Here is a 24,546-nt window from a genome sequence, read left to right on the forward strand (position 1 = left end):
GGTGCTCGCGCTTCCGCCCGAACTTCGGTCGGAGTTCAAGGAGCCGTTCGGCCCGGTCTTTTCCGACGCCGAGTCGCTACTCTCCGCGGCGGGCCGCCCCATCGTGGCCGTCGGCGACGTGGTCACCTACCACCTCCGGGAGGCGGGCCACGAGCCCCACGTCGCCGTCGTCGACGGCCGGACCGAACGCGAGACCGTCACCGAGGAGATCCGTCTCGCCCTCGAAGACGCCGAGCACCACCGAATCGAGGTGGTGAACGAGCCCGCCGAACTGTCCCGGGAGCTCCTCCTCTCGCTCCGCGAGGCCGTCGACGCCGAGGAGAACACCCTCCTGCTCGTCGAGGGCGAGGAGGACCTCGCGACGCTCCCCGCCGTGCTCGCGACGCCGCTGGGCGGCAGCGTCGTCTACGGCCAGCCCGGCGAGGGGATGGTGTTGATCGACGTGACCGAGTCGAACCGGGCGACGATGCGGGATCTGCTGGTCCGCTTCGACGGCGACGCGGACGCGGCGCTGGCGGCGCTGGGCGTGTAGCGTCGACCGTTCGAGTCGCGAACTCCGACAGTAGCCCTTCGAAATCCTTTTGCCGTTTTCCGGCGCATCTTCGGGCAACTGACCATGGAGATCGAAATCGTCCACGAGGAGGAGAACCCGATGTTGCACCGTACCGACGTCCGCTTCGAGCTCACCCACGACGAGGCCACGCCCTCGCGCCTGCAGGTCCGTGACAGCCTCGCGGCGAAGCTCGACAAGGACTCCGCGGAGGTCGTCGTGCGAAAGCTCGACACCAAGTTCGGCATGCGGAAGACGATCGGCGACGCGAAAGTGTACGAGTCGCCCGACGACGCCCGTGACGTGGAGCAGGACCACATGCTCGAGCGGAACAAGATCGAGGCCGACGCGGAGGCCGAGGAAGCGGCAGCGGACGGCGAGTAACGCCGAATGCGCGTTCTGGGTGTCGAGGGGACGGCCTGGTGTGCGAGCGCGGCCGTCCACGACACCGAGACCGACGAGACCTTCATCGAGTCCGACGCCTACGAACCCGACAGCGGCGGCATTCACCCGCGCGAGGCCGCCGAACACATGGGCGACGCCATCCCGCGGGTGATCGAGACCGCGCTCCAGCGAGCCGACGGCGAGATCGACGCGGTCGCGTTCTCGAAGGGCCCCGGGCTGGGGCCGTGCCTGCGCGTCGCCGGCACCGCCGCGCGCGCGCTCGCCGGCACGCTCGACGTGCCGCTGGTCGGCGTCAACCACATGGTCGCCCACCTCGAGATCGGGCGCCACGAGTCGGGGTTCGACTCGCCGGTCTGTCTCAACGCCTCCGGTGCCAACGCCCACCTGCTCGGCTTCCACGACGGCCGCTACCGCGTGCTGGGCGAGACGATGGACACCGGCGTCGGCAACGCGATCGATAAGTTCACGCGCCACCTCGGCTGGAGCCACCCCGGCGGCCCGAAGGTCGAGGAAGCGGCGAAAGGCGGCGAGTACGTCGACCTTCCGTACGTCGTGAAGGGGATGGACTTCTCCTTCTCCGGGCTGATGAGCGCGGCGAAGGACGCCGTCGGCGACGTCCCCGCGAGCGAAGCGAGTGGGGGCCAGTCGGAGCACCGCTCCGACGACGGCGAGGCCGTCGAGAACGTCTGTTTCTCGCTGCAGGAGCACGTCTTCGCGATGCTCACGGAGGTCAGCGAGCGCGCGCTCTCGCTGACGGGCAGCGACGAGCTCGTCCTCGGCGGTGGCGTCGGGCAGAACGCCCGCCTGCGGGAGATGCTCGCGGAGATGTGCGAGCAGCGCGGCGCCGAGTTCTACGCGCCCGAGCCGCGGTTCCTGCGGGACAACGCCGGGATGATCGCCGTCCTCGGCGCGAAGATGGCCGCCGCGGGCGACACGATCGAGATCGCTGACAGCGCGATCGACCCGGACTTCCGCCCCGACGAGGTGCCCGTGACCTGGCGCGACAACGAGTCCGTGGCGGTGGGCCACGGCGTGACCGACGGGACCTCGATGTCGGGGCTCTCCGACCCCCGGCGCGGCGCCGAGGCCGTCGTCGACGTTCAGGACGGCGTGATCGTCAAGCGGCGGCTCCCCAAGGGGTACCGCCATCCGGCGCTCGACGCGACACTCCGGCGGGATCGCACCGTGCTGGAGGCGCGGCTGCTCAGTGAGGCCCGTAAAGCGGGCGTACCGACGCCGCTGGTCCACGACGTGGACGTACCCGAGGCGACCCTCCGACTCCAACACGTCGGCGACAGCGACCTCGCGGACGCACTCACGGCCGAGCACGCCCGGGAGCTCGGCGGCCACCTGGCGCGCCTGCACGACCGGGGGCTGGTCCACGGCGATCCGACGACGAAGAACGTCCGGGTCGGCGACCGGCTGTTTCTCGTCGACTTCGGGCTGGGCTATCACTCCGGCCACCCCGAGGACCACGCGATGGATCTTCACGTGTTCGAGGGCTCCGTCGCGGGGACGGCGACGGACTCGGCAGCCATCTGCCGGGCGTTCGAGGACGGCTACGCCGCCGTCGGCGACGACGTGGTGCTGGAGCGGCTGGCGGAGATTCGGGGACGTGGCCGGTACCAGTAGCGTACCAAAACGATTTATCGCCGCCGACCGAGGGTGTAGCTATGGCAGACAACGACAGCGGCAAGCCCCAGTCCGGCGAGCTGTTCGGCATCCCGTACAACTTCGAGCAACCGAGCATCGGCCGGATGCTCTCGGCGTACTGGCAGCCCGGCGAGGGGATGCTGGTGGAGAAGCCGTTCGGCGTCGGCTACACGCTCAACCTCGCGAACTGGCGCTCGTGGCTGGTGGGTCTCGTCGTCGTCGGCCTGCTCTGGCAGGAGAGCCAGAAGGGTCGGGACACCGAGGACGACAGTGAGGAGCCGGTCGAAGTCATCGTCGACGACGACTGAACCTCGGCGACGGTCAGCCGAGGTTCTGTGACGACTGAGCGCGGCACTGGGCGGCCGCGTTTCGGTGACGACTGAGCGCGGCACTGGGCGGCCGCGTTTCGGTGACGACTGAGCGCGGCTGTCCGTCGGCGCATCCAGGGCGAACCGCACCCTTCTTTCCTGAACCACTCCCACCCCCGGTAGATGCTGCGCTACGTCACCACCAACCCCGGAAAGGTCCGCGAGGCCGAGGAGTACCTCGGCGAGGGGGTCTCCCAACTCGACTACGACTACACCGAGATCCAGAGCGACGACCTCGGCACGATCGCCGCCCGCGGCGCGCGCGAGGCGTACCGCCACGCCGGCGAGCCGACGCTCGTCGACGACGCCGGGCTGTTCGTCCGCGCACTCGATGGGTTCCCCGGCCCCTACTCATCTTACGCCGAGGACACCATCGGCGTCGAGCGGACGTGGGAACTCGCCCGCGAGGAGGACGACCGCGCGGCCTCGTTCCGTTGCGTGCTGGCGTACTGCGACGGCGAGGGGTTCGACGCCTCGCCCGATCCCGTCGACGTGGACGACCGCGTCGCCGCCGCCGCGGCGGGGCCCGAGGCCGACGACGACCGGGAGACGCTGCCGGTGAAGCTGTTCGAGGGCCGCGTGCGCGGCACGCTGGTCGAACCCCGCGGCGAGGGCGGGTTCGGCTTCGACCCGATCTTCGAACACGAGGGGGCGACGTTCGCCGAGATGGACGAGGCCGAGAAGAACGCCATCTCCCACCGCGGGCGGGCGCTGGCGAAGTTCGCGGAGTGGCACGCCGAGCGCTGATGGAGATTCGTCCGCTCCGGGAGGGGGAGGCGGCCGCGTTCGTCGAGGAGCTGTGGGTTCCCTACTCCGAGGCGCTGGCCGCGGTGGACCCCTACGGCGGCCTCGTCGACGGTCCCCACGCGGACGCGACCGAGCACCGCCGCGAGCGCGTCCGCGAGGACGGCACGTTCGACCGCGTCGCCGTCGCGGACGGCGCGCTGGTCGGCTACGTCGCCGGCGACTTTCGGCCCGCCCCGCCGGTCGTCCGTCACGGCGACACCGCCCACGTCAACGAACTCTACGTCCGCCCCGCGTACCGACGCGAGGGCGTCGCCGACGCGTTACTGGCCGAGGCGGAGGCGTGGGCCCGCCAGCGCGACTGCGTCTACGTCTCGCTGAACGTCCACCGCGAGAACGAGGCCGCGGCGGCGCTGTACCGCGACCGCGGCTACGAGGTGGCGCGGTACAACATGCGGAAACCGCTCGAGTAACGGCCCCGGTCAGGCCCGCGGATCTCGGTCCGGCCCGGGGTACTCGCCGCCGACGACTTCCGGATAGAGCGGCGCGGGATCGAACAGGGTCGCGAAGGCGTCCGGCGTCCGGACGGCGGTCTCGACGCGGTCGCGGACCATCGTGTTCCCCATCGCGCCCGTGAGCCGGTCGTCGAAGGAGAGCACGTGCATCGCGCCGCCGTGGAACGCCGACGCCAGCGCGGGGTGGTCGCCCGCCGGCTGCTCGACCGGCTCGCGGAGTTCTTCGATCCGTCCGCGCCAGTCAGCCGCGAGGTCGGCGTCCGCGAGCCGTTCGATCACCGCTTCGGCGTCGTCGAGCAGGGGATCGCTGGCGACGAGCGTGAGCCAGGAGTGACTCCGGACGTAGTCGAGACACTCCCGGGCCGGGCCGCCGACCAGTAGATCCGCCGCGAGCACGTCGCTGTCGGCGACGATCCGGGCCGGCGACGGCTCACTCATCTCTGACCTCCGCGAGCGCGTCCTCGACGGCGGCTCGGTCCACCTCGTACGCGGCAGCGCGGTCGAACAGCGACTCCCAGGGTTCGGCCATCGGTTCCCGTATCGGTCGCGGACGGTATCGGTGTTGCGGGTCGCCCCCGCGGAGCGCGGTCGTGGGGGTGCGTCGGTGCTGGCAGGCGATCGTCTGACGCGGGTTTAAGGTGGTCCGACAGCTGGGTTTCAGTGGGCGTACACCAATCCTCCCATCCTGTACGGTGCGCCCGACACGGCTCCTGACGGACGACGCCGGCCGTTGACCTTTCCCCACCTCCCCGGTGACGGCCAGGGCGTCGTCGTTTTCGGCGGCGTGAGCGTTATCAGCGCCGAGCGCTTACTTTCGCGAGATGATGGTCACTACCCACGCGCTGGCGGGGCTGTTGCTGGCGGTTCCGGTCGCGTTCGTCGCGCCGGAGTTCGCCGTCGTCGCCGCTGTCGCGGGGTTCTCGGGCGGGGTGTTCCCCGATCTCGACATGCCGGGCCAGCACCGCCGCACGCTGCATTTCCCGGTGTACTACTCGCTTGCGGCCGCCGTGGCGGGCGCCGTCGCGCTGGCGCTGCCGAGCGGGTGGACCGTCGGCGCCGCGCTGTTCCTGGCGGCCGCGGCGCTGCACGCCGTCAGTGACGCGGCCGGCGGGGGGCTCGAACTCCGTCCCTGGGAGGCGACCGGCGAGCGCGCGGTGTACAGCCACTACCACGGCCGCTGGTGGCGACCGCGTCGCTGGATCCGCTACGACGGGGCGCCGGAGGACGCCGTCGCCACGCTCGCACTCGCGGTGCCGGGCGTGCTCGTCTACGACGGCCACGTCGAGACGGCCGTTCTCGGCGCCGTCGCCGTCGGGGTGGGGTACGCGGCGGTCCGGCGGCCGATGATCGACTGGGCCGAGCAGGCGGTCGACCGGCTGCCGCCGGCACTGCTCGATCGCATTCCGGGATCGCTGCTGACTGACCTCCGCTGACAGGCCGGCGACGTGTTTTTCGCCCGGCCGTCCCTCCGTCGCGTATGGACACTGTCGATCTCGAGGACGCCTTCGCGGCGTTCGAGGAGCGTTGGGCGCCGCGGCTGGTCGCCTCGCTCAACGGCCAGGAGCTGAAAGTCGCCAAACTCGAGGGCGAGTTCGTCTGGCACAGCCACCCCGAGGCCGACGAGCTGTTCTGGGTGATCGACGGCGACCTGACGATCGAACTCCGGGACGAACCAGACGAACACCTCAGCGACGGCGAGCTCGGCGTCGTCCCCGCGGGCGTCGAGCACCGCCCGGTCGCCGACGGGCTGGCCGAGGTGGTGCTGTTCGAGCCGGCGGGCACCGAGAACACCGGCGACGCTGAGGGGACGGGCCGGACGAGCGAGGTCCAGCGACTGGAGGACTGACTCAGCGCGGGTCACCCCCGCCCGTCGACGACCCCGGAAGCCGGTCGAGCGCGAGCGCGGCCCCGAGGACGACGCCGGCGACGAGTAGCCCGCCCGCGGCTTCGTCGACGGTGTGGGCGCCGGTGGCGATCCGGCTCCAGACGAGCGCCGGCGGTACGGCGAGCAGCGGCGCGAACCGCCGGTCGGCGGCGACCAGTGCGCCCGCGGGGACGGCGGCGTAGATGACGTGACTCGACGCGTCCCACAGCGGGACGACGACGAGGTGGAGCAGCGAGGTGACGACGAGCAACGCCGCGTACGGCGGCACCAGCGATCCCCAGTCGAGGCGGCGCCACGCGAACGCGATGGCGCCGAAGGCGACGATCAGCCCGAGTGCCGCGAAGAAGTCCTCGCCGCCCGGGAGGTCGGTGCCGACCATCCGTGGGCCGCCCTGGTAGACGGCGACGGCGAGCACCCACGCGCTGGCGACGACGCCGGCGCGGCGAGCCAGCGAGCCCGCTGCGGGGTCGAGACGGCGTTCGTAGCCAACGAGCAGCAGCGTCGCGACGAGGACGAACAGCTCCGGAGCGAAAACCGTGGAGACGGTGGTTGCAACGCTCATACCGGAGGCGTGGAGCGCCCCCGAAAAGGCGTTTCGTCACGGGTCGAACTCGCCCGCCCGACCGCGCCGGAAGCCCCCGCCGGCGACGCCGAAGTCGGTCAGGTACACCGCCACGCGGATCGCGTGTCGACCAGCTGTTCGGTGGCCTATCCGCGTCTAGCGGTAGTGAAAACCGGATGCGAAGGAAACGGCAAGCCTAGGCCGGGATTTGAACCCGGGCTCTCGTCCTTACCAAGGACGCGCTTTACCGCTAAGCTACCCAGGCGCGCATCTTTGCTTACCGCGGTTTCGTCTTTAGTGGTTTCGATTCGCCCCGGAGTCAGGCATCCGTTCCCGTGCCACGCGCTCGGTCCGGCTCGACGACGCTGTCGGCGAAGCTCGCGATACGGTCCCGGGTCGACTGCGCCAGCAGCTCCGGCGCTGCCGGGAGCCCTCCGTCGTAGGAGCGAGCGATGTCGCCCGCGAACGCCAGTAGCTCCTCGGAGGGTGTGGCGTCGACGGCGGCGGCGCCGGCGACGATCGCGAGTTCGAACACGTCGACCTCGAGGTTCCGATCGATCGCCCCGGTCTCTTCGACGGTCTCACGCACGGTCTGGTCACGGCCGAACGTTCGAACCGTTTCGACCGCCCGGTCGGCGGCCGGCGTGCGAGCCAGAAGCGAGAACCCTCGCGAGACGAGCACGTCGGCGGCGACGACCGAGAGGTCGGCCTCGATGTCGGCGTCGGGGTCGGCCGCCCACGGCTCGTCGTGGGCCAACTGCCGGGTCAACGAGAGTCCCTCGTAGATCAACTGGACGCCGGCTGCGAGTTCGCCGAGTGCGGCCACGTCGGTTCTGGCGTCGAACGCGCGGGCGGATGCGAGCGTCAGCGCACCCGGCGCCATCGACGCCGTTGCCAGCCGCTGGTCGAGTGTCTCACGGAGGGGCTCGGGCTCGATCTCCCCCAGTGCGTTCCGGGCCGAGCGGCGGGCCACGGCGGCATCGTCCATCGTGTATGGAAAGCCGCGGCGGAGGCAAAGACCTTTGGAAAGCACACCAAAGCGCCAGTACCGTCGGTCAGTACTCTCCGGTTCGTTGGCGTCGCCGACCACCCGATAGCCAAGGGTTATGAGCGACGGGAGCGGTGGTGGAATATGGTCGAGTGTGAGTACTGTGGGGCGGCCTTCGACGACGAGGCGGCCTACCTCGAACATCTCGGCGAGGAGCACGCCGGGGAGCTCGGGCCGATCGATCAGCGCCGGGTCGAGTCAGTGCAGGACGACGAGGAAAGCGTCCCGATCGCGGGGCTGCTCTCCGGCGTCGCGGTGCTGGTGGTGCTCGTCGTCGCCATCTGGTTTTTCTTCCTGAGCGGCGGGGGCGGCGTGCAGGGCGTCGACGCGGAGCCGACAGGAATCGAAGACGATCCGCTCGAGGAACGCGGCGACGACGAGTGGATCTCGCAGGTCGAGACGGTCGAGAGCAACGGCGCTGCGCACCAATCGGACGCGGTCGAGTACGAGCGCGTGCCGCCACTCTCGGGCCCGCACTGGGACGGAACCGTCGCGGCCGGCTTCTACACTGAGACGCCGCAGCTGGAGGAGCTCGTCCACACGCTCGAACACGGCGCGGTCGTGATCTACTACGACCCGGCGACGCTGACCGACGAGGAGGAGGCCAGCCTGCGGGCCTGGAGCGCCAACTACCAGGGGACCTGGCAGAGCGTTGTCGTCGCCCCGAACCCCAACGACGACCCTCGGGGAGAGTACGTGTTGACGGCGTGGACCCACGAACTCGTGCTCACGGACTACGACGCCGAGGCCGTCCACGCGTTCGCCTCGGAGTATCTCGGCCGCGGGCCGGAGAACCCGGTTCGGTAGGCGACGCCGCCCCTTCTCACGTTATTCGCGTACTGAAACTCCCGGTGCGGGCGGCATCGACCGCTTGTGCGCGCTCCTCTCGACTAGTTCGACGACGCGCTCGACGTGGTCCTCGGTGACACCGTCGACGTAGCGCACCGTCGCGGCCTTCGATAGCGGGCCGTCGACGTGCAGCGCCAGCACGGCGTCCAGGTGGTCGTAGTTCAGCCCCATCTCTTCCTCGTCGGTCTGGCCCGCCCACATCTCGGCCGTTGGGGTCTGCATTACCAGTTCGTGGGGGACGCCGACGTGGGCGGCGAGCTGGCGGACCTGCTGTTTGTACAGGTCGCCGATGGGGTTGCAGTCGACGGCCTGATCGCCGTACTTCGTGAAGTAGCCGGTCATCGCCTCGCTGCGGTTGCCGGTTCCCAGCACGATCCGGTTCTCGACGTTGGCGACGTAGTAGTTCAGCACCGCCCGGGTGCGGACGCGGACGTTGCCAGCGGCGGTCCGGTCGTCGACGCCCTCCGGGAACGCCTTGTCGAACTGCTCGGCGATGGGCTCGATCTCGATCACGTCGTAGGGGATCCCCAGCGACTGGGCGACCGCCTCGGCGTCGCTCATCAGCTCGTCGTCGCTGACGCGGGCGGGCATCGTCAGCCCGTGGAGCCCCTCCTCACCCAGCGCCTCGACGGCGAGATAGGCGGTCAGCGTCGAGTCGATGCCGCCGGAGAGTCCCAGCACGGCGCCGTCGGCGCCGGCGGCGTCGACGGTGTCCTCGATGAACGAGACGATCTCCTCGCGGGCGGTTTCGAGTTCTTCCTCCGAGAAGCGGATGTCGAGCGGCGCGTTCTCGGTCAGGACGTCTTCGGGCATACGCGGGAGTTCTGTCCGCGCCGGCAAATAGGCACGCCCCGATCCGGTGACGTGGACGCGTGTCCGGTTCCGCCGGGGTCGACGCCGATGGGGTGGTGGATTCCGAAACCGACTTACCGGAGGCTGGCGTTCCTCGGAATGCAAGCACGCGCCGTTGGTCCAGTGGTAGGACAGTAGCTTCCCAAGCTACCGGCCCGGGTTCAATTCCCGGACGGCGCATTTCTGCCGAACGAAGTGAGGCGAAATCGCCGACGGGAATTGAAGTAGACGAGTCGCGCGCAACGAAGCGGGCACGTCTCGGCGTGGTTCAATTCCCGGACGGGGCACTCCTTCCCTACGGTCAGCCGTGCGCCGTCCGTTGTCTCGTTCGCTACGCTCACGAGACTCCCGGACGGCGCTTTTGGGTCACGGGGCGCGATCCGCTCCAGTGTCAAGGACGTTGTTGTTCGACCCCGACGCCGCTTTCTTCACCACCACCGCCGAATCCCCGCGCATGCACACCGTCTACCACGTCTCCGACGTCGACGCCTACCGCGTCGCCGAGCCGAAAGTTCGGAACCTCCTCGACGACGACACGCTCGAACTCGACGGCGTCGCGGTCGTCGTCGATCGACCCGTGGTCATCGACGCCGCGGCGGGGGAACTCCGGGAGACGACCGATGCGCTGGTCGGGATGGGGGCGACGGTGAAGCTCTGCTCGAACGCTGCCGTCGGCGCCGAGGCTGGCGAGGCTGATTTCGGTGAGGGCGTCGAATTCGTCTCCTCCGGTGTGGGCGAGTTGACGCGGTTGCAGGACGGCGGGTGGGCGTATATCCGGCTCTGAGGAGATCTCTCAATGATCAGTCTTTTCACCACTGCCCGTGATTAATGCGCTGTTCGTGTGCCGAAACAATCCACCGTCGAAGCCGAAATTTGACGATGACTGACGATAGCCTGCTCTCGAGTGAGCGGAACGCGGCACTGTTCACGGCGCTCGGCGTCGTCGCTCTCGTTGCCGGATTCACGGTTCTCGACGGGTGGCTGCTGCGCTGGATTGGCGCCGCCATCGTCGTCGGTGGGGTCGTTTCTCTCGCATTCTGGCGATTCGACGCTTCCGCGCGGACGGCAGCGACTCCAGCAGCGGCGTCGGTGCTCGTCGTCGGTGGATTGGTCGCGTGGCGAGGGATTCGGGCCGGGTCCGTACTGTGGACGACGGTCGGTGTCGGCGTCGCTGTCGCGCTGGGGCTGCTGATGCTGTTCCCGAACCGACTGGTGCTCGCCTGTGGACTCCTCACGGCCACGTTCGGCGGCGCCGGCGTCCTGTCCGTCGCGACCGGAGCACTCGCCACTGGGCTGGTGCTCGTCGGGTGGGCTGTCGGGTTCGCCTGGGTGGGCTACCAGAACCGGCCGACTGCGGAAAACTGACCGCTTATTCGCTCGACTCGCCCGGCGGCTGCAGGTCCCGCTGGAACTCGTCGAAGGCGTCCAAATCCTCGGGCAGGTCGTACTCGATGCGGCGCTCCTCCTTGTTGCGCTCCAGTCGGTCCTCGATCGGATCAGCCACGTCCTCCCACCCCGGCTTCACGCGGACCGACTTCGCGGGCTGGCCGACCGCAACGTGGTGAGCTGGCACGTCGCCGTCGACGATCGCCTTCGCGCCGACGACCGAGTTCTCGCCGAGCTTCGAGCCAGCCCGCACGAGGGTGTCGTAGGTCAGGCGGGCGTCGTCCTCGATGATCGTCCGGTAGTTGTCGACCTCGGTCTGGTCGACGACGTCGTGGTCGTGAGAGAGCACGTGAGCAGAGTCCGAAATCGAGACGCGGTCGCCGATTTCCAGCGCGCCGCGGTCGTCGAGGTGCACGTCGTCGTGGACGACGACGTTGTCGCCCATGGTGATGTTGTGACCGTAGGTGAACGTGATCCCCTTGAAGAAGCGGCAGTTGTCGCCACACTCCTCGAACAGGTGGGTCGCGAGCATCTGCCGGAAGCGCAGCGCGAACTCGACGTTGTCGGCCATCGGCGTCGCGTCGAACTGCCGCCAGAGCCACTGGAGGTGTTTCGAGCGCTGGAAGCGGTCCTCGTCCTTCTCGGCGTAGTACTCGGATTCGAGGGTCGAGTTACACGGATCGTACCCCTGCAGGCGGACGCGCTCGGCCGGGTTCACGTCGCCGCCGTCCTGCCAGCGCTCGTAGGCGTCGCGGTCGCCGAACAGGTCCACCAGCACGTCCTGCACCACGTCGCAGGTGTCCTCGTCGGACGCAAGTCGCTCGTCGACCGCCTCGATGAACTCGTCCACTCCTGCCTCGGCGTCCGACGGGAGCGAGGCGTGACGTTTGGTCATGCCCCGAAACTGGGGTGGCGCGGCCATATGGGTTCGGGTGTTCACACGCCGTACAACTGCCGTCGGGCAGTCGCCTCAGTCGATGCTCACGAGTCGACGACGGCTCGCGGGACCGAAGAAAACCGGTTGGTCGGTTGTTCAGGCCAGGAACACGTGTCGCGGCCGGTCCGCCAGCACGTCACGCCCCCACTGGACGGTGTCGCGGAACGCGTCCGAGCGGAAAAAGGCCATCGCGTCCTCCTGTGAGACCCACTGGCTCGCGATGAACATGTCGTTCTCGTCCTCGCGGTTCATCATCAGGTCCGTCTCCATGTGGCCCTCCATATCCTCGAGCAGGCCGCCGACGGTGTCGAACTTCTCGACGAACTCCTCGTGGTAGTCGGGCTTGACGGTGTAGAACATCCCCATCGTGCCGAAGCCGGACTCCTCGCCGGCCCGGGAGACCACGCCCGGCAGGTCCGAGAGGAACCCTGCCGCCGTCTCGGCGGCGCTTGCGGTGTCCCAGATGCTCACGACCGCCACGCGGTCGGTGTAGGTGCCCTCGTAGACGGCAGTCTTGACGTGGGTGTCGTAATGCTCGAAGTTGCCCCGGAGGCCGTCGACCTCGTCGGCGACCTCGTCTGCGCCGGCCTCGCTGTACAGCACCGTGGCGTACACGTCCTCGCCGTGGGGCTGACCCGCGTAGATGTCGAGGTCCTCGAGCTGGCCCCGGATGTCGCCCTCGTCGGCGTCGTCCCCGCCGTCGTCGTGATGGCCGTCGCCGTCGCCGTGGTCGTCGCCGTCGCCGTGGTGGTGGCCCGCCGCAGCCTCGGCGTGGTGGCCCTCGGTGTCGCTGGTCGGCACGGTCTCGCCGCGCAGGTACGCGCCCAGGTCCGCGGGCGGGAACCGCCGGCCGACGTAGAACGAGCCGAACTCGCCGTACTTCGAGGTGGCGTCGTCGAACCGCAGCTCGTAGACGATGTCCTTGATGTCGACGGCGTCGCCGGCGAACAGGGTCACGCCCCACTCCCAGTCGTCCAGTCCCAGCGAGGAGGAGATGATCTGGTCGACTTTCCCGCCCCACTTCCGGGCGGTTTCGCCGTGGCCGGCCATCAGGTCGGCGCGCTCGTCGAACGGCAGGTCGTACCAGTTGACCTCCTCGCCGCGGCGCTTGTCCATCGGGTAGAAGCAGACGTACTCGTCGTCGGGCAGTTCGGGCTTGATCTTCCCCTCGATGTACTGCTTGAGCCCCTCGTCGACCTCCTCCTCGTCCTCCGAGAAGTAGGCGTCCGAGACGTAGCCCGACACTTCCGTGACCGAGACGTAGGCGGTGGTCTGCTCGGTGTACTCGCCGAGGGCGGTGTGTTCGAACCGCCGCTCGGCCGTCGAGAGGTGGTCGAGCGTCGGCCGCAGGTGCAGCACCATGAGGTCGGCCTTGTCGCCGACGACGCTGAACACCGCCGAGGTGCCCTCGTCTGCGTCGACGACCGCCTCGTGGTCTTGGAGGTACTCGACGCCCTCGGAGATCGCCCGCTCCCGTTCTCGGTCGGGGGCGTCGCGCCAGGCGTCCCAGTCCACGTTCCGGAAGTCGTGGAGGACGAACCATCCCTCTTCGGTCTGCGGTGGCTCGGTCATACACGTAGTTGGGAACCAGGGGGCTTGGGCGTTGCGTGTTCGCGCGCTCCCACGCCCGAACCGGCCCAGAGCGGGACCGATCGTGTGCGCTGGTGGGTCGGCCGCACACGTGTCTCACGCCGGTCTCGACGGTCGCGTGCGCGGCTGAAACGCCGATTGGCGGACCGAAACGCTTTCGAGTACCCCCGCCGGTACGCTGAACGATGCGGAAGAGCGGCCCCCGAAAGGCCTCATCTCGTACATCGTGCTCGAACTCCTCGAGGAGAAACCCCGCTACGGCTACGAGATCCTCAAGGAGATCGGCGACATCAGCGGCGGACACTGGGAACCGTCCTACGGCTCCGTCTACCCCATCCTCTACAAGTTCGAGGACAACGGCTGGGCGGAACGGATCGAACGCGAGGACGAGCCCGACCGGAAGTACTTCGAGCTCACCCCGAGGGCGAGGAGGAACTCGCCGAGAAGCGCGTCGAGACCGGCGCCAAAGCCCGGGAGTTCGCCGACGTGATTCTCGGGTTCTACCACGTTTACGTCGCGTTCGCGACCGACGAGCGCTTCGACGTGGAACACCCCGCCGAACACTGGCGGTTCGACGAGACGTTCTCCCGGTGGATCTGCGAGCAGGTCGTCCGCCACCACGAGTACTACTTCGACGACTTCCAGCGCATCGAGGACACGCCCGAGGAGTTCTACGAGCGGATGGGCGTCGAGGAAGACCCCTACGAGTAGTCGGCGCGCTTAGGTGGTTCGGGAATCTCTGTCGCAGTAACGTGTCCCGACACCGGCCACGGAGGCTCCGATGAGCTTCGAGTCCACGTTCGTCGACGTCGTCGGCACCGATCCGGTCGTCCAGGGGCTCGCCGGCGGGCTGTTCATCGCGCTTCTGAACGCCCTCGGCGCCACCGTCGTGCTGGTCTGGCGGGACCCGAGCCGGAAGTGGCTCGACGGCTCGCTCGGCTTCGCGGCCGGGGTGATGGTGTCGGCCAGCTACACGAGCCTGCTCGTTCCCGGCATCGAGTTCGCCGCCGACCCTGCCTACCGGGGGCTCGGCCTCGGCCCGGTCGAACTGCGGGGGATCGTCCCCGTCCTGATCGGCTTCGCGCTCGGCGTCGCGCTGCTCGACAGCGGCGACCGCTGGGCACACAAGTTGAGTTTCCTCGTCAGCTCCCGGCTGACCGAGACGGACTCGGCGTCGCAGGAACACGACCCGCGGCTCACCTCCGTCCTCCTGTTCACGCTCGCGATCACGATCCACAACATGCCCGAGGCGCTGGCCGTCGGCGTCGGCTTCGGCAGCGGCGACGTCGCGGAGGGCCTCTCGTTGATGCTGGCGATCGGGATCCAGAACGTTCCCGAAGGGCTGGCGGTGTCGGTCGCGGCGGTCAACGCGGGGCTCGGCCGCCGCTGGTACGCCACCGTCGCCGGCGTCCGGGCCGGCCTGGTCGAAGTGCCACTCGCCGTCGTCGGCGCGTGGGCCGTCGTCGTCGCCGCCCCGTTGCTCCCCTACGCCATGGGCTTTGCCGCCGGCGGGATGCTGTACGTCATCGTCGACGACATCGTCCCGTCGACCCAGGAGCACGGCCACGGGCGGGTCGCGTCGCTCGGGCTGATGCTCGGCGCCGCCGTGATGCTCACGCTCGACGTGGTGCTCGGCTGAACCGGCGCCCCGCAGCGATCAGTTGAGCAGCTGCGGGCCGAACACCACCAGCAGCAGCGACGCCAGCATCGCCAGCCCGACGCTCGTCGTCACCGCCCGCGTGGCGGCGTGTTTGTCCTCGATCGGGAGCCGCGACACCACCGCCTCGACGCTGGCCCGGAGGATCCGCCCGCCGTCGAGCGGGTAGCCCGGGATGCAGTTGAAGAAGGCGAGGTTGAGGTTGATCCAGCCGGTCCAGAACAGCAGGTTCGCGAGCAGGAACACCCCGCCGCCGAGCGGTTCGAGCGGCCCGGTCACCTCGTAGAAGTTCCGGTTGGCCGCGACGAAGCCGGCGAAGTTGTACTGCGCGCCGCCGACGGCGCCGATGAACGGCAGCAGCAGGATCACCAGCGTCGCCCCGATCACCGACTGGCCGCCGATCGCCGTCTCGACGTCGCCGGTCAACAGGCCCAGGAACTCGGCGGCGGGGTAGCTGTCGACCCCGAGGCTACTCGCCTGGATGCCGCCGTAGCTCGCGACCGGCGAGATGCCGAGGTAGCCGCCGGTCTCGCCCGCACGGTAGTCTTCGGCGAGGGTGACGGTCTCGGTCCGGCGCTCGCCGTCGACGATGGCGACGACCTCGACCGACTGGCCCGCATCCCGGCCGGCGAGTGCGGCGGTCACGTCCGCCGGGGTGTGCGTCGACTCGCCGGCGATGCTGAGCACGGTGAAGGAGTCACGAGCCGGGAAGCCGGAGGCGTTGAGCGGGTGGTCGTCGGCCGTCCCGCCGACGCCCGGGAGGTCGGGCGAGGTCGCTCGCACGATCACGCCCATCGGCGCGGTCGTCGTCTCGCCGTCGTCGGTCCGGAGTTCGACGACCGACCGGTTCCCGACCGCCTCGCGGAACCCGCGCTCGGTGCGGACCTCGGTGCCGTTGACGGCGGTGATGGTGTCGTTCACGTCGACCCCCGCCGCGCCCTCGCGGTCGAACGGCGACCCGCCGTGGAGTCGGGTGACGAGCAGCGACCGTTCGACGGCCGCCTCGGTGCCGTCGCCCATGGTGACGGTGACCTCGCTCGCGGTGCTGGTCGCGAGGTAGGCGTCGAGTTCGGTGGCGTTCTCGATCTCCCGGTCGCCGGCCATCACGATCCGGTCCCCGGCCTCGATGCCGGCGTCGTCGGCCGCGGAGCCGGGGAGAACCCCGCCGATCGCGGCGCCGGAGGCGACGCTGATGGAGCCGACGACCGGGCCGAGCAGCAGGGCGAAGGCGAGGATCGTGACTGCGTAGTTGTTCGTGACGCCGGCGGCGAACATCCGGGCGCGGGCGCCGCGGTTCGCGGTTCGCTGGCTCTCCTCGTCGGGTTCGACGAACGCGCCGATCGGGATAACCGACAGCGTGACCAGCCCCATCGACTCGATGTTGATGTTGCCGACCCGACAGAGCAGGCCGTGGCCACCCTCGTGGACGACGAGGCCGATCAGCAGGCCGGCGAGGATCTCCGGGGCGACCGACAGCGGGAGGAACTCGTTGACGCCGGGGATCACCAGCACGTTCGCGGGCTCGTTCACCGGCGTCGGCGCCGGCGGGTTCTGGAGGATCGAGCGGCCCTGCTGGAGGAGGAGGAGGAACATCCCGACCATGATCACCAGCGTCACGCCGAGTCCGACGTTGGTCCAGGCTCGCCAGAACCGCTTGGGGCCGGCGAGCCAGTCGAGAAACGCCCGGCCGCGCTTGGTGTGGATCGTCGTGATCGGCCCCGAGACGCTGACCGACTCTGGGACGTATCCCTGGCCGTCGAGCCAGTACGCCGCGAGGGTATAGGCGGCGACGCCGACCAACACCCACGTGAGCGGGCCGAAGTCGGGAACAGCCTGAAGCAGCCCGTCGATCATCTGCCCGAGAGTCCGGTCCGCCCGGGCAAATGCGTTCGGGTCCCGGGGCGTCGTTCAGCCCTCGCGACGGAGCCGTTCGACCACGAACGAGCGGTCGAGTTCGCCCAGGAACTCGCCGAGCCGGGGTCCCTGAGTCTTGTCGAAGAACAGCCGGTAGCCAGCCGCGAACAGGTCGCTCGTCTCCAGGTCGTGGGCCTCGGCGAGCTCGTAGATCTCGCCCTGGATCGCCTCGCCGTCGTGGTTCGACTCGACGAACGCCGCGAGGTCGTCGAGCGCCGCCGCCTCGTCGTCGGTCAGGTCCACGTCCGGGAGGTCGGGCTGGAGCCGGTAGTTGTAGGCGTTGTCACACCGCTCGGCCCACGCGCGGGCCTTCTCGACGCGTTCGAGTGCGGCCTCGACCGTTGCCTCGTCGGCGTCTTCGGGGATGTGGCCCTCGTTGCGGGCCATCTGGACGCGAAGGTCGCGGTCCTCGACCATCCCCAGCACCGCCGCGAACGTGTAGGGGAGGCGGATGCGGTCCTCGCGGACTTCGTCCACTACGAATGGATAGGCGCGCTCGGCGAACCGCGTCAGCTCCGCGTCGTCGACCTCGCCGAAGTAGGCGCGTTCGAACCGGTCGAAGTCGTCGACCAGCTGATCGAGCCGCGAGACGTCGAAGTCCCGGGCCTTGTTCGGGTCGAGCGCGAAGAAGTACCGTAGCACTTCGGGTTCGAGCAGGTCGAGCACCTCCGGAACGGTGACGACGTTCCCCTCCGAGGAGGAGAGCGGCTCGCCGTTGAGCGTGAACCACTCGTACGTCATCGGCACCGGCGGCTGGATGCCGAGGACGTTCCGGGCGATGTCCTCGCCGCTGGGCCACGAGCCCTCGGCGTGGTCCTTCCCGAACGGCTCGAAGTCGACGCCGAGCAGGCTCCACTGGGCGGGCCACTCGAAGCGCCAGGAGAGCTTGCCGTCCCGGAACGTCGCCTCGCTGTGGTGGCCACAGCCCTCGATCTCGCGGTCGCCCGCCGTGATTCCCGTACACTCGTACTCGACGACGCCGGCGTCCAGATCCGCGACGGTCACGTCGGTGGTGACGATGCCGCACTCCTCGCAGACGACGCGGAACGGCGAGTAGCTCGCGTCGACGGAGTCCTGGTACGCCGAGAGCACCTCCCGTGCCGTGTCGACGTTCTCGAGGATCGTCCGGATCTCGGGTTCGAACTCGCCGGCCTCGTACAGTTCGGTGTTCGAGAGCACCTCGACGGGAACGTCCACCATGTCGGCGGCCTGGGAGAGCAGGTCCGCGAAGTGTTCGCCGTAGGAGTCGTGGCAGTCGCCGAACGGGTCGGGGATGTCGGTGTACGGCTTGCCGAGGTTCTTCCCCAGCGCGCCGGCGTCGACGGCGCCGAGTTCGACGACGTTCCAGTCGGCGTCGGCGAGCCGTCGGGGGAGCTTCCGCAGCGGGTCGCGGTCGTCGGAGGTGAACACCTGCCGGACCTCGTACCCGCGCTCGCGGAGCACTTCGGCGACGAAGTGGCCCCGGAGGATCTCGTTGAAGTGGCCGAGGTGGGGGATGCCGGAGGGGAGACGCCGCCCTTGATGACGATCGGCTCGGCGGGGTTGCGGGCTTCGATCTCGTCGGCGACCGCGTCGGCCCAGAACGCGTGGAACTCGTCCTCGCCGCCGCCGTCGCCGGCGTCGCTGCCGGCGGTCGGGCCGGAAGAGGGGCCGACGGCGTCGGCGTCGGGCGTCTGTTCGCTACTCATGCTGGGTCCAGTACGTCGGTTCGTCGGTCTCGCCCGTGGGGACGATGTCGGTGCCGGTGTGGTCGCCGCGCAGGACGGCGTCGACGACGGCCTGGGGGTCGGTGCCGTCGAGAACGATCGTGCGCAGCGAGGACCGCTGGATGAGTTTCGCCGCCAGCAGGTCGACGGGCGCGGAGGCACCGGCGCCACGCTCCATCGGCGCGATGACCTCGACCAGTTCGCTGGGCGTGAGCTGGCCGTACTGTTCGGCGTCGTCGTCCTCCTCGGGGTCGGCGCTGTACACGCCGTCGGCGCTGGTCGCGAACACCAGGAGTTCGGCGTCGACGTACTCCGCCAGCGCGGCCGCGACGGCGTCGGTGGTCTGGCCGGGCGTGACCCCGCCCATGACGGTCGTGTCGCCCCGGCGGATCGCCTCGCCGGCCTCGTCGTAGCTGGTCGCCGGCGTGCGCTGGACGCCGTGGCCCATCGCGGCGATGAGCAGCCGAGCGTTCAGCCGCGTGACGCCGATCCCGAGCTCGTCGAGTTGGAACTCGTTGGCCGCCAACTCCCGGGCGGCGCCGATGTACTGTCTCGCGACGGTGCCCCCGCCGACGACCGCGCCCAGCTCACAGCCCTCCGCCGAGAGCGTCTGCAGGGCGTCGGCGAACCCTTCGACGCGCTCGGGGTCGAGCCCGGGCGCGAGCACGCTACCCCCGATAGAGACGACGACTCGCATTAGGAGCAGTTGCGGCGGTGGCGCTCTTAAGGCCGGTGGTCGGCCGTCGCCGCGAGAAAAGGCCTAAGCCCGTGCCCACCCGCCTCACAGCTATGCAGGCTCTCTCCATCGTCGGCTCCGGCAGCGCCGAAATCCGGGACGCGGTCGTCGCACACCTCGACGGCCGGGTCGCCGCCGTCGGCCGAACCGAGTCGGTCGACGACGCCCCGGGCGACGCCGACGGCCGGTTCGAACTGAGTGAGGACGGCGACTGGACCGCCTCGGGCGGCGACCGTTCCTTCGCGGACCTGCTCGACGAGCTCGCCCCCGACTACGACTACGCCGTGATCTCGGGGTTCTCCAAACTCCGGCTCCCGACGGTCGTGATCGGGGACGCGGAGGTGCCGGGCGACGTGCTCCGGCGCGTCGACGACGCCGCGGCGCTCGATCCGGGCGATATCGCCGCGGAGCTCGACGAACTCGACCCGTACGTCACCCTGGAAACGCTCGTTACGGAAGCAAAGCAGTCGCCGCTCGCGGAACGCTCGGGCGCTATCGCGACGTTCACCGGCCGCGTGCGGGCGAAAGACGCCGCGGACGATAGCCGGACGACCCACCTCAAGTTCGAGAAGTACGACGGCGTCGCCGAACAGCGGATGGCCGACATCGCCGCGGCGCTCGAGGAGCGCGAGGGCGTGTTCGAGGTGCTGTTCCACCACCGGACCGGCGTCGTCGTCGACGGCGAGGACATCGTGTTCGTCGTCGTGCTCGCCGGCCACCGACGGGAGGCGTTCCGGACCGTCGAGGACGGAATCGACCGGCTGAAAGACGAGGTGCCGCTGTTCAAGAAGGAGACTACGGAGGACGAGGAGTTCTGGGTGCACGACCGCGCGTGACGCCGCGCCGCCGCGCCGAGTCTGCTCGCGGCCCGGTTTCGACGGGCGAACCGGGCGCGATCACGTTCTCGAGAAAGGTGGTCGATAACCGACTCAAAACTGTTTGTAAAAGGTCTAAGCTGTTTTCAGGCGCTCGTTAACGACTCGTTTTACGCCGATTTCACGCCTCAATCCGCCTGAAACGGTTCGAATTCCGGTGGACGGTCTGGAATTTATATCCCCCCAAGGCCGTGGCCCTGAGTGAGGCGAACACCAATGAGCGCAACCCGGAATCCCTCCACCGACGGCGTGACCGCGAGCGACGATCTCTCGAAAGAGGAGCGCCTCACGCGCTACCTGCGCGAGAAGGCTGAAGACGGCGAGATGTACTTCAAGTCGAAGTTCATCGCCGACGACGTCGACCTCTCGCCGAAGGAGATCGGCGCGCTGATGGTGAAGCTCAGCGACGCGGCATCGGACCTCGAGGTCGAGAAGTGGTCGTACACGAGCGCGACCACGTGGCGCGTCGAACCGGCCTAACCGATCCGTCCCGTAACCGACCACACGCCGCCGGGCACGCGACGCCGGCGGTCCCCCTGACAGCCGCCCTCCTCTTCTGCCGTACCAAGCCTTATGCGCGAGCGTCGGTAATCCGGACTGATGGCAGATAGGTCCGGGTCCGACGAGGTCCCCCACCCGGAGGCGCTCGACGCGTGGTTCCACCTGACGGCGGTCCGGCGCGACGGCGACCGAATCCGCTACCACGGCGAGTCGTTGGTCCCGCGCTCCCGACTCGCCGAGGAGCTACGGCCCGCCTTCGAGGCTGCGGGGTACGACATCCGCTTTTCGGTTGACGACGCGGGCAACGACGTGCTGGTCGCCCGCCCCTTCGGCGCTACCACCACGTCCGAGACCACCCCTACCACCAACATCGCGCTCCTGTTGGCCACGATCGTTTCGACGATGTTCGTGGGCGCGACAGTTTGGTACTACATCCCGCTCTCGGCGATCGCCGAGAACCCCCTCCGCGTGCTGGAGGCGTGGCCGTTCACCGCCGCGGTGCTGGGCGTGCTGTTGACCCACGAGATGGGTCACTACCTCGCCGGGCGCTGGCACGGCGTCGACGTGAGCCTCCCCTACGTGATCCCGTTCTACATCCCGTTCGGGACGATGGGCGCGGTGATCCGGATGCGGAGCCGCATCCCCGACCGCGAGGCGCTGTTGGACATCGGCGCCGCCGGGCCGCTGGCGGGGCTGGTCGCGACGATCGTCGTCACCGCCATCGGCGTCTCGCTCGACCCGATGTCGGTCCCAGAGCGCGTGCTGGCGGGAAACAGTGAGGCGATCATCTTCCACAACCCACCGCTGTTGAACCTGATCGCCGACACGCTGGGGCAGCCGACCGACTACAACGACCCGACGAAGGCGGTTCACCCCGTCGTGATGGGCGGCTGGATCGGGATGTTCTTCACCGTGTTGAACCTGCTCCCGGTCGGCCAACTCGACGGCGGCCACATCACGCGGGCGCTGCTGGGTCGGCGACAGGAGACCGTCGCCGCGCTGGTCCCCGGTGCGCTGTTCGCGCTCGCGGGCTACCTCTGGTACGTTCGGGACATGGGGATGCAGAACTCAGTCGGCCTCTGGGTTCTCTGGGGGTTCATCACCCTGCTCGTCTCCTTCGGCGGCTCCGCGAACCCCGTCGACGAGACGCCGCTGGGCTGGAAGCGCACCCTCGTGGCTGCGCTGACGTTCGGGCTGGGGGCGCTCTGTTTCCTCCCGGTGCCGATCGAGATCGCGACCGTCTGAGCCCGCGGCGGCCGATCACTCCGTCTCGCCGTGTGTGTAGCCTCGATCCGGGAGCGGCTCGCCGGCCGCGAGCACGCCGTCGTCGGTCACTTCGCCGATCACCGTCGCGTCGGTGCCGGTCGCTTCGACGGCCGCCACCGCGGCGGCGGGGTCGGGCGTCGTGAACACGAGTTCGAAGTCCTCGCCGACGTGGGCCGCACACTCCCGGCGGTCGGCCTCGCTCTCGGCGACGGCGTCGACAGCCGGATGGACCGGGAGCCGGTCCCACTCGACGGCGAACCCGCAGTCGCTCGCCTCCGCCAACTGGTGGAGCGAGCGCGCCAGCCCGTCGCTCGAGTCCATCATGGCGCTCGCGTGGTCCCGGAGGGCGCGGCCGGCGGCCACACGCGGGGTGAACCGGAACAGCTCGTTTCCCGCGTCGGCGTCGCCCGCGGCGAACCGTCGGAGTGCGGCCGCCGTCCGGCCGAGCACGCCCGTCACACAGACCGCCTCGCCCGGGGTCGCACCGCTCCGGTAGATCGGCTCATCGGCGTGGCCGACGGCGGTCGTGGCGGTCGTGAACTCGGAGTGGTGGTCCAGATCGCCGCCGACGTACTCGGCGTCGACCAGCTCGCAGACCTCGCTCGCGCCCCGGACGAACGCTGCAAGCGCCGCCTCCTCGAACGCGGGGGCGGCGTACACCGCGACCGCACAGGTCGCGTCGGCGCCCATCGCCGCGAGATCCGAGAGCGACGCGCCGACCGCCCGCCAGCCGGCGGTCTCACGGGTCGTTCCCGCGGGGAAGTCCGAGCGTTCGTGGAGCATGTCGGTCGTGATCGCGAGGTCGTCGACGACGGCCGCGTCGTCGCCGGCGGCGGAGAGGGATGTCGAGAGCATCGCCAACGCGCTTCGCTCGTCCATGGGGTCGACTGGTCGCGGGCGCCGATAAAGGGCCGGCGTCGAGCGCCGTTATCGGAGGCTTGAAACGCGCGCCGGGAGTTCCCAACGCCATGGAAACCGACCAGCTCAAGACGACTCTGGTTGGCTTCGTGGCGGCGATCGCCGTGCTCGCGGTGTTGCTGTACTTCGTGGGCGTCGGCGACCTGCTCCGGTACCTCCGCGACGCCGAGTTGTCGACCGTCGGGCTGGTCGTCGTCGTCACCGTCGGCTGGCTGTTCGCGTGGGGGATGGCGCTGCATACGGTTCTCGACGTGCTCGGGACGGCGGTGTCGCCGCTCAAGACGTTCCTCGTGTTCGCGGGGGCGACGTTCAACAACAACGTCACCCCGTTCGGCCAGGCCGGGGGCGAGCCCGTCACCGCGCTGCTGATTTCGGAGGTGACTGACACCGAGTACGGCACCGGCCTAGCGGCGATCGCGAGCGTGGACACGCTCAACTTCGTCCCCTCGATCACGCTGGCGCTGTTGGGAATGGGCTACTTCGCGACCGGGACGACGTTCAACACGCGCCTGGAGTCGGCGGCGATCGTCGTCGTCGGCCTCACCGTCGCGGTCGTCGGCGCCCTCGTGTTCGCCTGGCGGAACCACGAGCGCGTCGAGGCGGCAGTCGTGACTGCGGCCGCCCGCCTGTTTCGGGTCGTGGGGACGTACGTCCCGCGTTTGAGCGATCCGGGTCGAGCGGCCATCGAGCGTCGCGTCGGGCACTTCTTCGAGGCTATCGAACGCGTCGCGACCAACCCACGGGGGCTCGCGCTCGCGCTGGGGTTCTCCGCGCTGGGCTGGTTCCTCCAGATGTCGGGGCTGTGGCTGGCGTTTCAGGCCATCGGCGAGCCGGTGAGCCTGGCGGTGGTGATGTTCGTCGTCCCCATCGGCGCCATCGCGGGGATGACGCCGCTACCCGGCGGCGCCGGCGGGATCGAGGCCGTGCTCGTCTTCCTGCTCGTCGCGGCGCCGCTGCCCGGCGTCACCGAGTCGGTCGCGCTCGCGGCGGTGGTCATCTACCGCGGCGCGGTGTTCTGGGTACCGATCGCGATCGGCGGCGTGGTGATGGGGACCGTCGGGGCGGGCGCCCGTGCCGGCGCCTGACACCCGGCGTGGACACCGATACGATGGGTTTATCCGGAACAGGGAAGAAATCCTCCCTATGGCAACCCTCTACGACGTTCCGGCAGAGGACCTCCTCGAGGCCCTCGCCGAGGAGCTCGACGGCCGCATCGAGGAACCCGACTGGGTAGAGTTCACCAAGACCAGCGTCGACCGTGAACTCCCGCCCCAGCAGGACGACTTCTGGCAGGTCCGTACCGCCAGCCTCCTTCGGAAGGTGGCGATCCGCGGTCCCGTCGGCGTCGAACGACTCGCGACGGAGTACGGCGGCTCGAAGTCCGGCACGACGCGGTACCGCGTCTCCGGCAACGAACACACCGGCGGCTCGCGCAAGATCATCCGGACCGCGCTCCAGCAGCTCGAGGACGAGGGCCTCGTGGAGACGGCCAAGGGTGAGGGGCGACGCGTGACCGACGAGGGGCAGAGCCTACTCGACACCGTCGCGAGCGAGACGCTCGAGGACCTCGACCGGCCGGAGCTCCAGAAGTACGCCTGAGGACGCCGCAACCGTTTTGCGCAGAGAGCA

The 24,546-nt window shown here is 69.4% G+C and carries 26 protein-coding genes, 2 tRNA genes and 2 pseudogenes; 19 read left to right on the forward strand and 11 right to left on the reverse strand.

From position 1 onward, the window contains the following. Position 1: 1 nt before the first annotated feature. From SY89_RS03890 to SY89_RS03915, 6 genes are all read left to right on the forward strand, one after another. Positions 2 to 532 carry a GTP-dependent dephospho-CoA kinase family protein gene (locus SY89_RS03890; protein ID WP_054583222.1) on the forward strand — a complete coding sequence of 177 codons (531 nt, stop codon included), beginning with the start codon at positions 2 to 4 and terminating at the stop codon, positions 530 to 532. An 84-nt stretch (positions 533 to 616) separates the two neighbouring features. After that, entirely contained in the window at positions 617 to 934 is a 318-nt protein-coding gene (locus SY89_RS03895) for a 30S ribosomal protein S24e (RefSeq protein ID WP_054583223.1), read from the forward strand. Positions 935 to 940: 6 nt separating this feature from the next. Next, a complete protein-coding gene (locus tag SY89_RS03900) occupies positions 941 to 2,587 on the forward strand; it encodes a bifunctional N(6)-L-threonylcarbamoyladenine synthase/serine/threonine protein kinase (protein WP_054583224.1) in 1,647 nt (548 codons plus the stop codon). A gap of 41 nt (positions 2,588 to 2,628) precedes the next feature. Then, positions 2,629 to 2,916 (forward strand): DUF5808 domain-containing protein, encoded by a 288-nt coding sequence (locus SY89_RS03905; RefSeq protein ID WP_054583225.1) that lies wholly within the window; start codon positions 2,629 to 2,631, stop codon positions 2,914 to 2,916. A gap of 183 nt (positions 2,917 to 3,099) precedes the next feature. Further along, entirely contained in the window at positions 3,100 to 3,723 is a 624-nt protein-coding gene (locus SY89_RS03910; protein ID WP_054583226.1) for a non-canonical purine NTP pyrophosphatase, read from the forward strand. Then, entirely contained in the window at positions 3,723 to 4,193 is a 471-nt protein-coding gene (locus tag SY89_RS03915; RefSeq protein ID WP_054583227.1) for a GNAT family N-acetyltransferase, read from the forward strand. The genes SY89_RS03910 and SY89_RS03915 overlap by 1 nt, the downstream gene beginning before the upstream one ends. A 9-nt stretch (positions 4,194 to 4,202) precedes the next feature. Here the strand turns inward: SY89_RS03915 and SY89_RS03920 are convergent, their stop codons facing one another. After that, positions 4,203 to 4,673 (reverse strand): DUF7384 family protein, encoded by a 471-nt coding sequence (locus tag SY89_RS03920; protein WP_239685508.1) that lies wholly within the window; start codon positions 4,671 to 4,673, stop codon positions 4,203 to 4,205. A gap of 383 nt (positions 4,674 to 5,056) precedes the next feature. Between SY89_RS03920 and SY89_RS03925 the strand changes: the two genes are divergently transcribed. Then, positions 5,057 to 5,668: a hypothetical protein gene (locus tag SY89_RS03925; RefSeq protein WP_054583228.1), complete on the forward strand. Its 612-nt coding sequence runs from the start codon at positions 5,057 to 5,059 to the stop codon at positions 5,666 to 5,668. 44 nt (positions 5,669 to 5,712) lie between these two features. Continuing rightward, on the forward strand, positions 5,713 to 6,081 hold the full coding sequence (locus SY89_RS03930) for a cupin domain-containing protein (protein ID WP_054583229.1): 369 nt from the start codon (positions 5,713 to 5,715) through the stop codon (positions 6,079 to 6,081). A gap of 1 nt (position 6,082) precedes the next feature. Here SY89_RS03930 and SY89_RS03935 read toward each other — a convergent pair whose 3' ends face one another. From SY89_RS03935 to SY89_RS03945, 3 genes are all read right to left on the reverse strand, one after another. After that, complete coding sequence (locus tag SY89_RS03935) at positions 6,083 to 6,682, reverse strand: hypothetical protein (RefSeq protein ID WP_054583230.1); 600 nt, start codon at positions 6,680 to 6,682, stop codon at positions 6,083 to 6,085. Positions 6,683 to 6,875: 193 nt separating this feature from the next. Further along, a tRNA-Thr gene (locus SY89_RS03940) sits at positions 6,876 to 6,947 on the reverse strand. Positions 6,948 to 7,001: 54 nt separating this feature from the next. Beyond that, positions 7,002 to 7,670 (reverse strand): DUF7114 family protein, encoded by a 669-nt coding sequence (locus tag SY89_RS03945; RefSeq protein WP_054583231.1) that lies wholly within the window; start codon positions 7,668 to 7,670, stop codon positions 7,002 to 7,004. Between the two features lie 144 nt (positions 7,671 to 7,814). Between SY89_RS03945 and SY89_RS03950 the strand changes: the two genes are divergently transcribed. Next, positions 7,815 to 8,537, forward strand: coding sequence for a DUF3105 domain-containing protein (locus SY89_RS03950; RefSeq protein WP_054583232.1), 723 nt, complete (start codon positions 7,815 to 7,817; stop codon positions 8,535 to 8,537). Positions 8,538 to 8,558: 21 nt separating this feature from the next. Here the strand turns inward: SY89_RS03950 and SY89_RS03955 are convergent, their stop codons facing one another. Then, on the reverse strand, positions 8,559 to 9,392 hold the full coding sequence (locus tag SY89_RS03955) for an NAD+ synthase (RefSeq protein ID WP_054583233.1): 834 nt from the start codon (positions 9,390 to 9,392) through the stop codon (positions 8,559 to 8,561). A 148-nt stretch (positions 9,393 to 9,540) separates the two neighbouring features. Between SY89_RS03955 and SY89_RS03960 the strand changes: the two genes are divergently transcribed. The 3 genes from SY89_RS03960 (at position 9,541) to SY89_RS03970 (ending at position 10,796) form a co-directional block, all read left to right on the forward strand. Then, a tRNA-Gly gene (locus SY89_RS03960) sits at positions 9,541 to 9,611 on the forward strand. 208 nt (positions 9,612 to 9,819) lie between these two features. Further along, entirely contained in the window at positions 9,820 to 10,215 is a 396-nt protein-coding gene (locus SY89_RS03965) for a DsrE family protein (protein WP_054583234.1), read from the forward strand. A gap of 95 nt (positions 10,216 to 10,310) precedes the next feature. Continuing rightward, positions 10,311 to 10,796: a hypothetical protein gene (locus SY89_RS03970; protein ID WP_054583235.1), complete on the forward strand. Its 486-nt coding sequence runs from the start codon at positions 10,311 to 10,313 to the stop codon at positions 10,794 to 10,796. A gap of 4 nt (positions 10,797 to 10,800) precedes the next feature. Here SY89_RS03970 and SY89_RS03975 read toward each other — a convergent pair whose 3' ends face one another. Together SY89_RS03975 and SY89_RS03980 are read right to left on the reverse strand one after the other, a co-directional pair. Then, positions 10,801 to 11,712 carry an acyltransferase gene (locus tag SY89_RS03975; protein ID WP_054583236.1) on the reverse strand — a complete coding sequence of 304 codons (912 nt, stop codon included), beginning with the start codon at positions 11,710 to 11,712 and terminating at the stop codon, positions 10,801 to 10,803. A 138-nt stretch (positions 11,713 to 11,850) separates the two neighbouring features. Further along, positions 11,851 to 13,326: a heme-binding protein gene (locus SY89_RS03980; RefSeq protein WP_054583237.1), complete on the reverse strand. Its 1,476-nt coding sequence runs from the start codon at positions 13,324 to 13,326 to the stop codon at positions 11,851 to 11,853. Positions 13,327 to 13,529: 203 nt separating this feature from the next. On the opposite strand from SY89_RS03980, the pseudogene SY89_RS03985 reads away from it, so the two are divergent. Then, positions 13,530 to 14,055: pseudogene (locus SY89_RS03985) on the forward strand (PadR family transcriptional regulator). A 70-nt stretch (positions 14,056 to 14,125) separates the two neighbouring features. After that, complete coding sequence (locus SY89_RS03990) at positions 14,126 to 14,983, forward strand: ZIP family metal transporter (RefSeq protein WP_054583238.1); 858 nt, start codon at positions 14,126 to 14,128, stop codon at positions 14,981 to 14,983. A gap of 18 nt (positions 14,984 to 15,001) precedes the next feature. Here SY89_RS03990 and SY89_RS03995 read toward each other — a convergent pair whose 3' ends face one another. The 3 genes and pseudogenes from SY89_RS03995 to pyrH form a co-directional block, all read right to left on the reverse strand. After that, positions 15,002 to 16,855, reverse strand: a complete 1,854-nt coding sequence (locus SY89_RS03995) for a site-2 protease family protein (RefSeq protein WP_054583239.1) — start codon at positions 16,853 to 16,855, stop codon at positions 15,002 to 15,004. 54 nt (positions 16,856 to 16,909) lie between these two features. Then, positions 16,910 to 18,603, reverse strand: a pseudogene (lysS, locus tag SY89_RS04000) (lysine--tRNA ligase). Further along, a complete protein-coding gene (pyrH, locus tag SY89_RS04005) occupies positions 18,596 to 19,318 on the reverse strand; it encodes a UMP kinase (protein ID WP_054583240.1) in 723 nt (240 codons plus the stop codon). Before pyrH ends, lysS begins: the two are co-directional and overlap by 8 nt. A 92-nt stretch (positions 19,319 to 19,410) precedes the next feature. Between pyrH and SY89_RS04010 the strand changes: the two genes are divergently transcribed. The 3 genes from SY89_RS04010 (at position 19,411) to SY89_RS04020 (ending at position 21,978) form a co-directional block, all read left to right on the forward strand. Next, positions 19,411 to 20,193 (forward strand): molybdopterin synthase, encoded by a 783-nt coding sequence (locus SY89_RS04010; RefSeq protein ID WP_054583241.1) that lies wholly within the window; start codon positions 19,411 to 19,413, stop codon positions 20,191 to 20,193. Positions 20,194 to 20,448: 255 nt separating this feature from the next. Continuing rightward, positions 20,449 to 20,712, forward strand: coding sequence for a DUF7123 family protein (locus SY89_RS04015; protein WP_054583242.1), 264 nt, complete (start codon positions 20,449 to 20,451; stop codon positions 20,710 to 20,712). Between the two features lie 120 nt (positions 20,713 to 20,832). Next, entirely contained in the window at positions 20,833 to 21,978 is a 1,146-nt protein-coding gene (locus SY89_RS04020; protein WP_054583243.1) for a site-2 protease family protein, read from the forward strand. 15 nt (positions 21,979 to 21,993) lie between these two features. Here the strand turns inward: SY89_RS04020 and thiL are convergent, their stop codons facing one another. Continuing rightward, positions 21,994 to 22,878, reverse strand: a complete 885-nt coding sequence (thiL, locus tag SY89_RS04025; RefSeq protein WP_054583244.1) for a thiamine-phosphate kinase — start codon at positions 22,876 to 22,878, stop codon at positions 21,994 to 21,996. Between the two features lie 89 nt (positions 22,879 to 22,967). Between thiL and SY89_RS04030 the strand changes: the two genes are divergently transcribed. Continuing rightward, positions 22,968 to 24,002, forward strand: a complete 1,035-nt coding sequence (locus SY89_RS04030) for a lysylphosphatidylglycerol synthase transmembrane domain-containing protein (RefSeq protein ID WP_054583245.1) — start codon at positions 22,968 to 22,970, stop codon at positions 24,000 to 24,002. Positions 24,003 to 24,060: 58 nt separating this feature from the next. Next, positions 24,061 to 24,516 carry a 30S ribosomal protein S19e gene (locus SY89_RS04035; protein WP_054583246.1) on the forward strand — a complete coding sequence of 152 codons (456 nt, stop codon included), beginning with the start codon at positions 24,061 to 24,063 and terminating at the stop codon, positions 24,514 to 24,516. The last annotated feature ends 30 nt before the right edge of the window (positions 24,517 to 24,546 follow it).

This window comes from Halolamina pelagica (assembly GCF_001307315.1).
In the GTDB taxonomy this organism is placed as follows: Archaea; Halobacteriota; Halobacteria; order Halobacteriales; family Haloferacaceae; genus Halolamina; species Halolamina pelagica_B.

Coding starts and splice junctions, on each gene's coding strand:
- SY89_RS04035 (WP_054583246.1), top strand. CDS start 24,061: ATGGCAACCCTCTACGACGTTCCGGCAGAGGACCTCCTCGAGGCCCTC.
- SY89_RS03935 (WP_054583230.1), bottom strand. CDS start 6,682: ATGAGCGTTGCAACCACCGTCTCCACGGTTTTCGCTCCGGAGCTGTTC.
- SY89_RS03920 (WP_239685508.1), bottom strand. CDS start 4,673: ATGAGTGAGCCGTCGCCGGCCCGGATCGTCGCCGACAGCGACGTGCTC.
- SY89_RS04010 (WP_054583241.1), top strand. CDS start 19,411: ATGCAGGCTCTCTCCATCGTCGGCTCCGGCAGCGCCGAAATCCGGGAC.
- SY89_RS03930 (WP_054583229.1), top strand. CDS start 5,713: ATGGACACTGTCGATCTCGAGGACGCCTTCGCGGCGTTCGAGGAGCGT.
- SY89_RS03950 (WP_054583232.1), top strand. CDS start 7,815: ATGGTCGAGTGTGAGTACTGTGGGGCGGCCTTCGACGACGAGGCGGCC.
- SY89_RS03990 (WP_054583238.1), top strand. CDS start 14,126: ATGAGCTTCGAGTCCACGTTCGTCGACGTCGTCGGCACCGATCCGGTC.
- SY89_RS03905 (WP_054583225.1), top strand. CDS start 2,629: ATGGCAGACAACGACAGCGGCAAGCCCCAGTCCGGCGAGCTGTTCGGC.
- SY89_RS03995 (WP_054583239.1), bottom strand. CDS start 16,855: ATGATCGACGGGCTGCTTCAGGCTGTTCCCGACTTCGGCCCGCTCACG.
- SY89_RS03895 (WP_054583223.1), top strand. CDS start 617: ATGGAGATCGAAATCGTCCACGAGGAGGAGAACCCGATGTTGCACCGT.
- SY89_RS04015 (WP_054583242.1), top strand. CDS start 20,449: ATGAGCGCAACCCGGAATCCCTCCACCGACGGCGTGACCGCGAGCGAC.
- SY89_RS03945 (WP_054583231.1), bottom strand. CDS start 7,670: ATGGACGATGCCGCCGTGGCCCGCCGCTCGGCCCGGAACGCACTGGGG.
- thiL (WP_054583244.1), bottom strand. CDS start 22,878: ATGGACGAGCGAAGCGCGTTGGCGATGCTCTCGACATCCCTCTCCGCC.
- SY89_RS04020 (WP_054583243.1), top strand. CDS start 20,833: ATGGCAGATAGGTCCGGGTCCGACGAGGTCCCCCACCCGGAGGCGCTC.
- SY89_RS03980 (WP_054583237.1), bottom strand. CDS start 13,326: ATGACCGAGCCACCGCAGACCGAAGAGGGATGGTTCGTCCTCCACGAC.
- SY89_RS03975 (WP_054583236.1), bottom strand. CDS start 11,712: ATGACCAAACGTCACGCCTCGCTCCCGTCGGACGCCGAGGCAGGAGTG.
- SY89_RS04030 (WP_054583245.1), top strand. CDS start 22,968: ATGGAAACCGACCAGCTCAAGACGACTCTGGTTGGCTTCGTGGCGGCG.
- SY89_RS03925 (WP_054583228.1), top strand. CDS start 5,057: ATGATGGTCACTACCCACGCGCTGGCGGGGCTGTTGCTGGCGGTTCCG.
- SY89_RS03915 (WP_054583227.1), top strand. CDS start 3,723: ATGGAGATTCGTCCGCTCCGGGAGGGGGAGGCGGCCGCGTTCGTCGAG.
- pyrH (WP_054583240.1), bottom strand. CDS start 19,318: ATGCGAGTCGTCGTCTCTATCGGGGGTAGCGTGCTCGCGCCCGGGCTC.
- SY89_RS03900 (WP_054583224.1), top strand. CDS start 941: ATGCGCGTTCTGGGTGTCGAGGGGACGGCCTGGTGTGCGAGCGCGGCC.
- SY89_RS03955 (WP_054583233.1), bottom strand. CDS start 9,392: ATGCCCGAAGACGTCCTGACCGAGAACGCGCCGCTCGACATCCGCTTC.
- SY89_RS03970 (WP_054583235.1), top strand. CDS start 10,311: ATGACTGACGATAGCCTGCTCTCGAGTGAGCGGAACGCGGCACTGTTC.
- SY89_RS03910 (WP_054583226.1), top strand. CDS start 3,100: ATGCTGCGCTACGTCACCACCAACCCCGGAAAGGTCCGCGAGGCCGAG.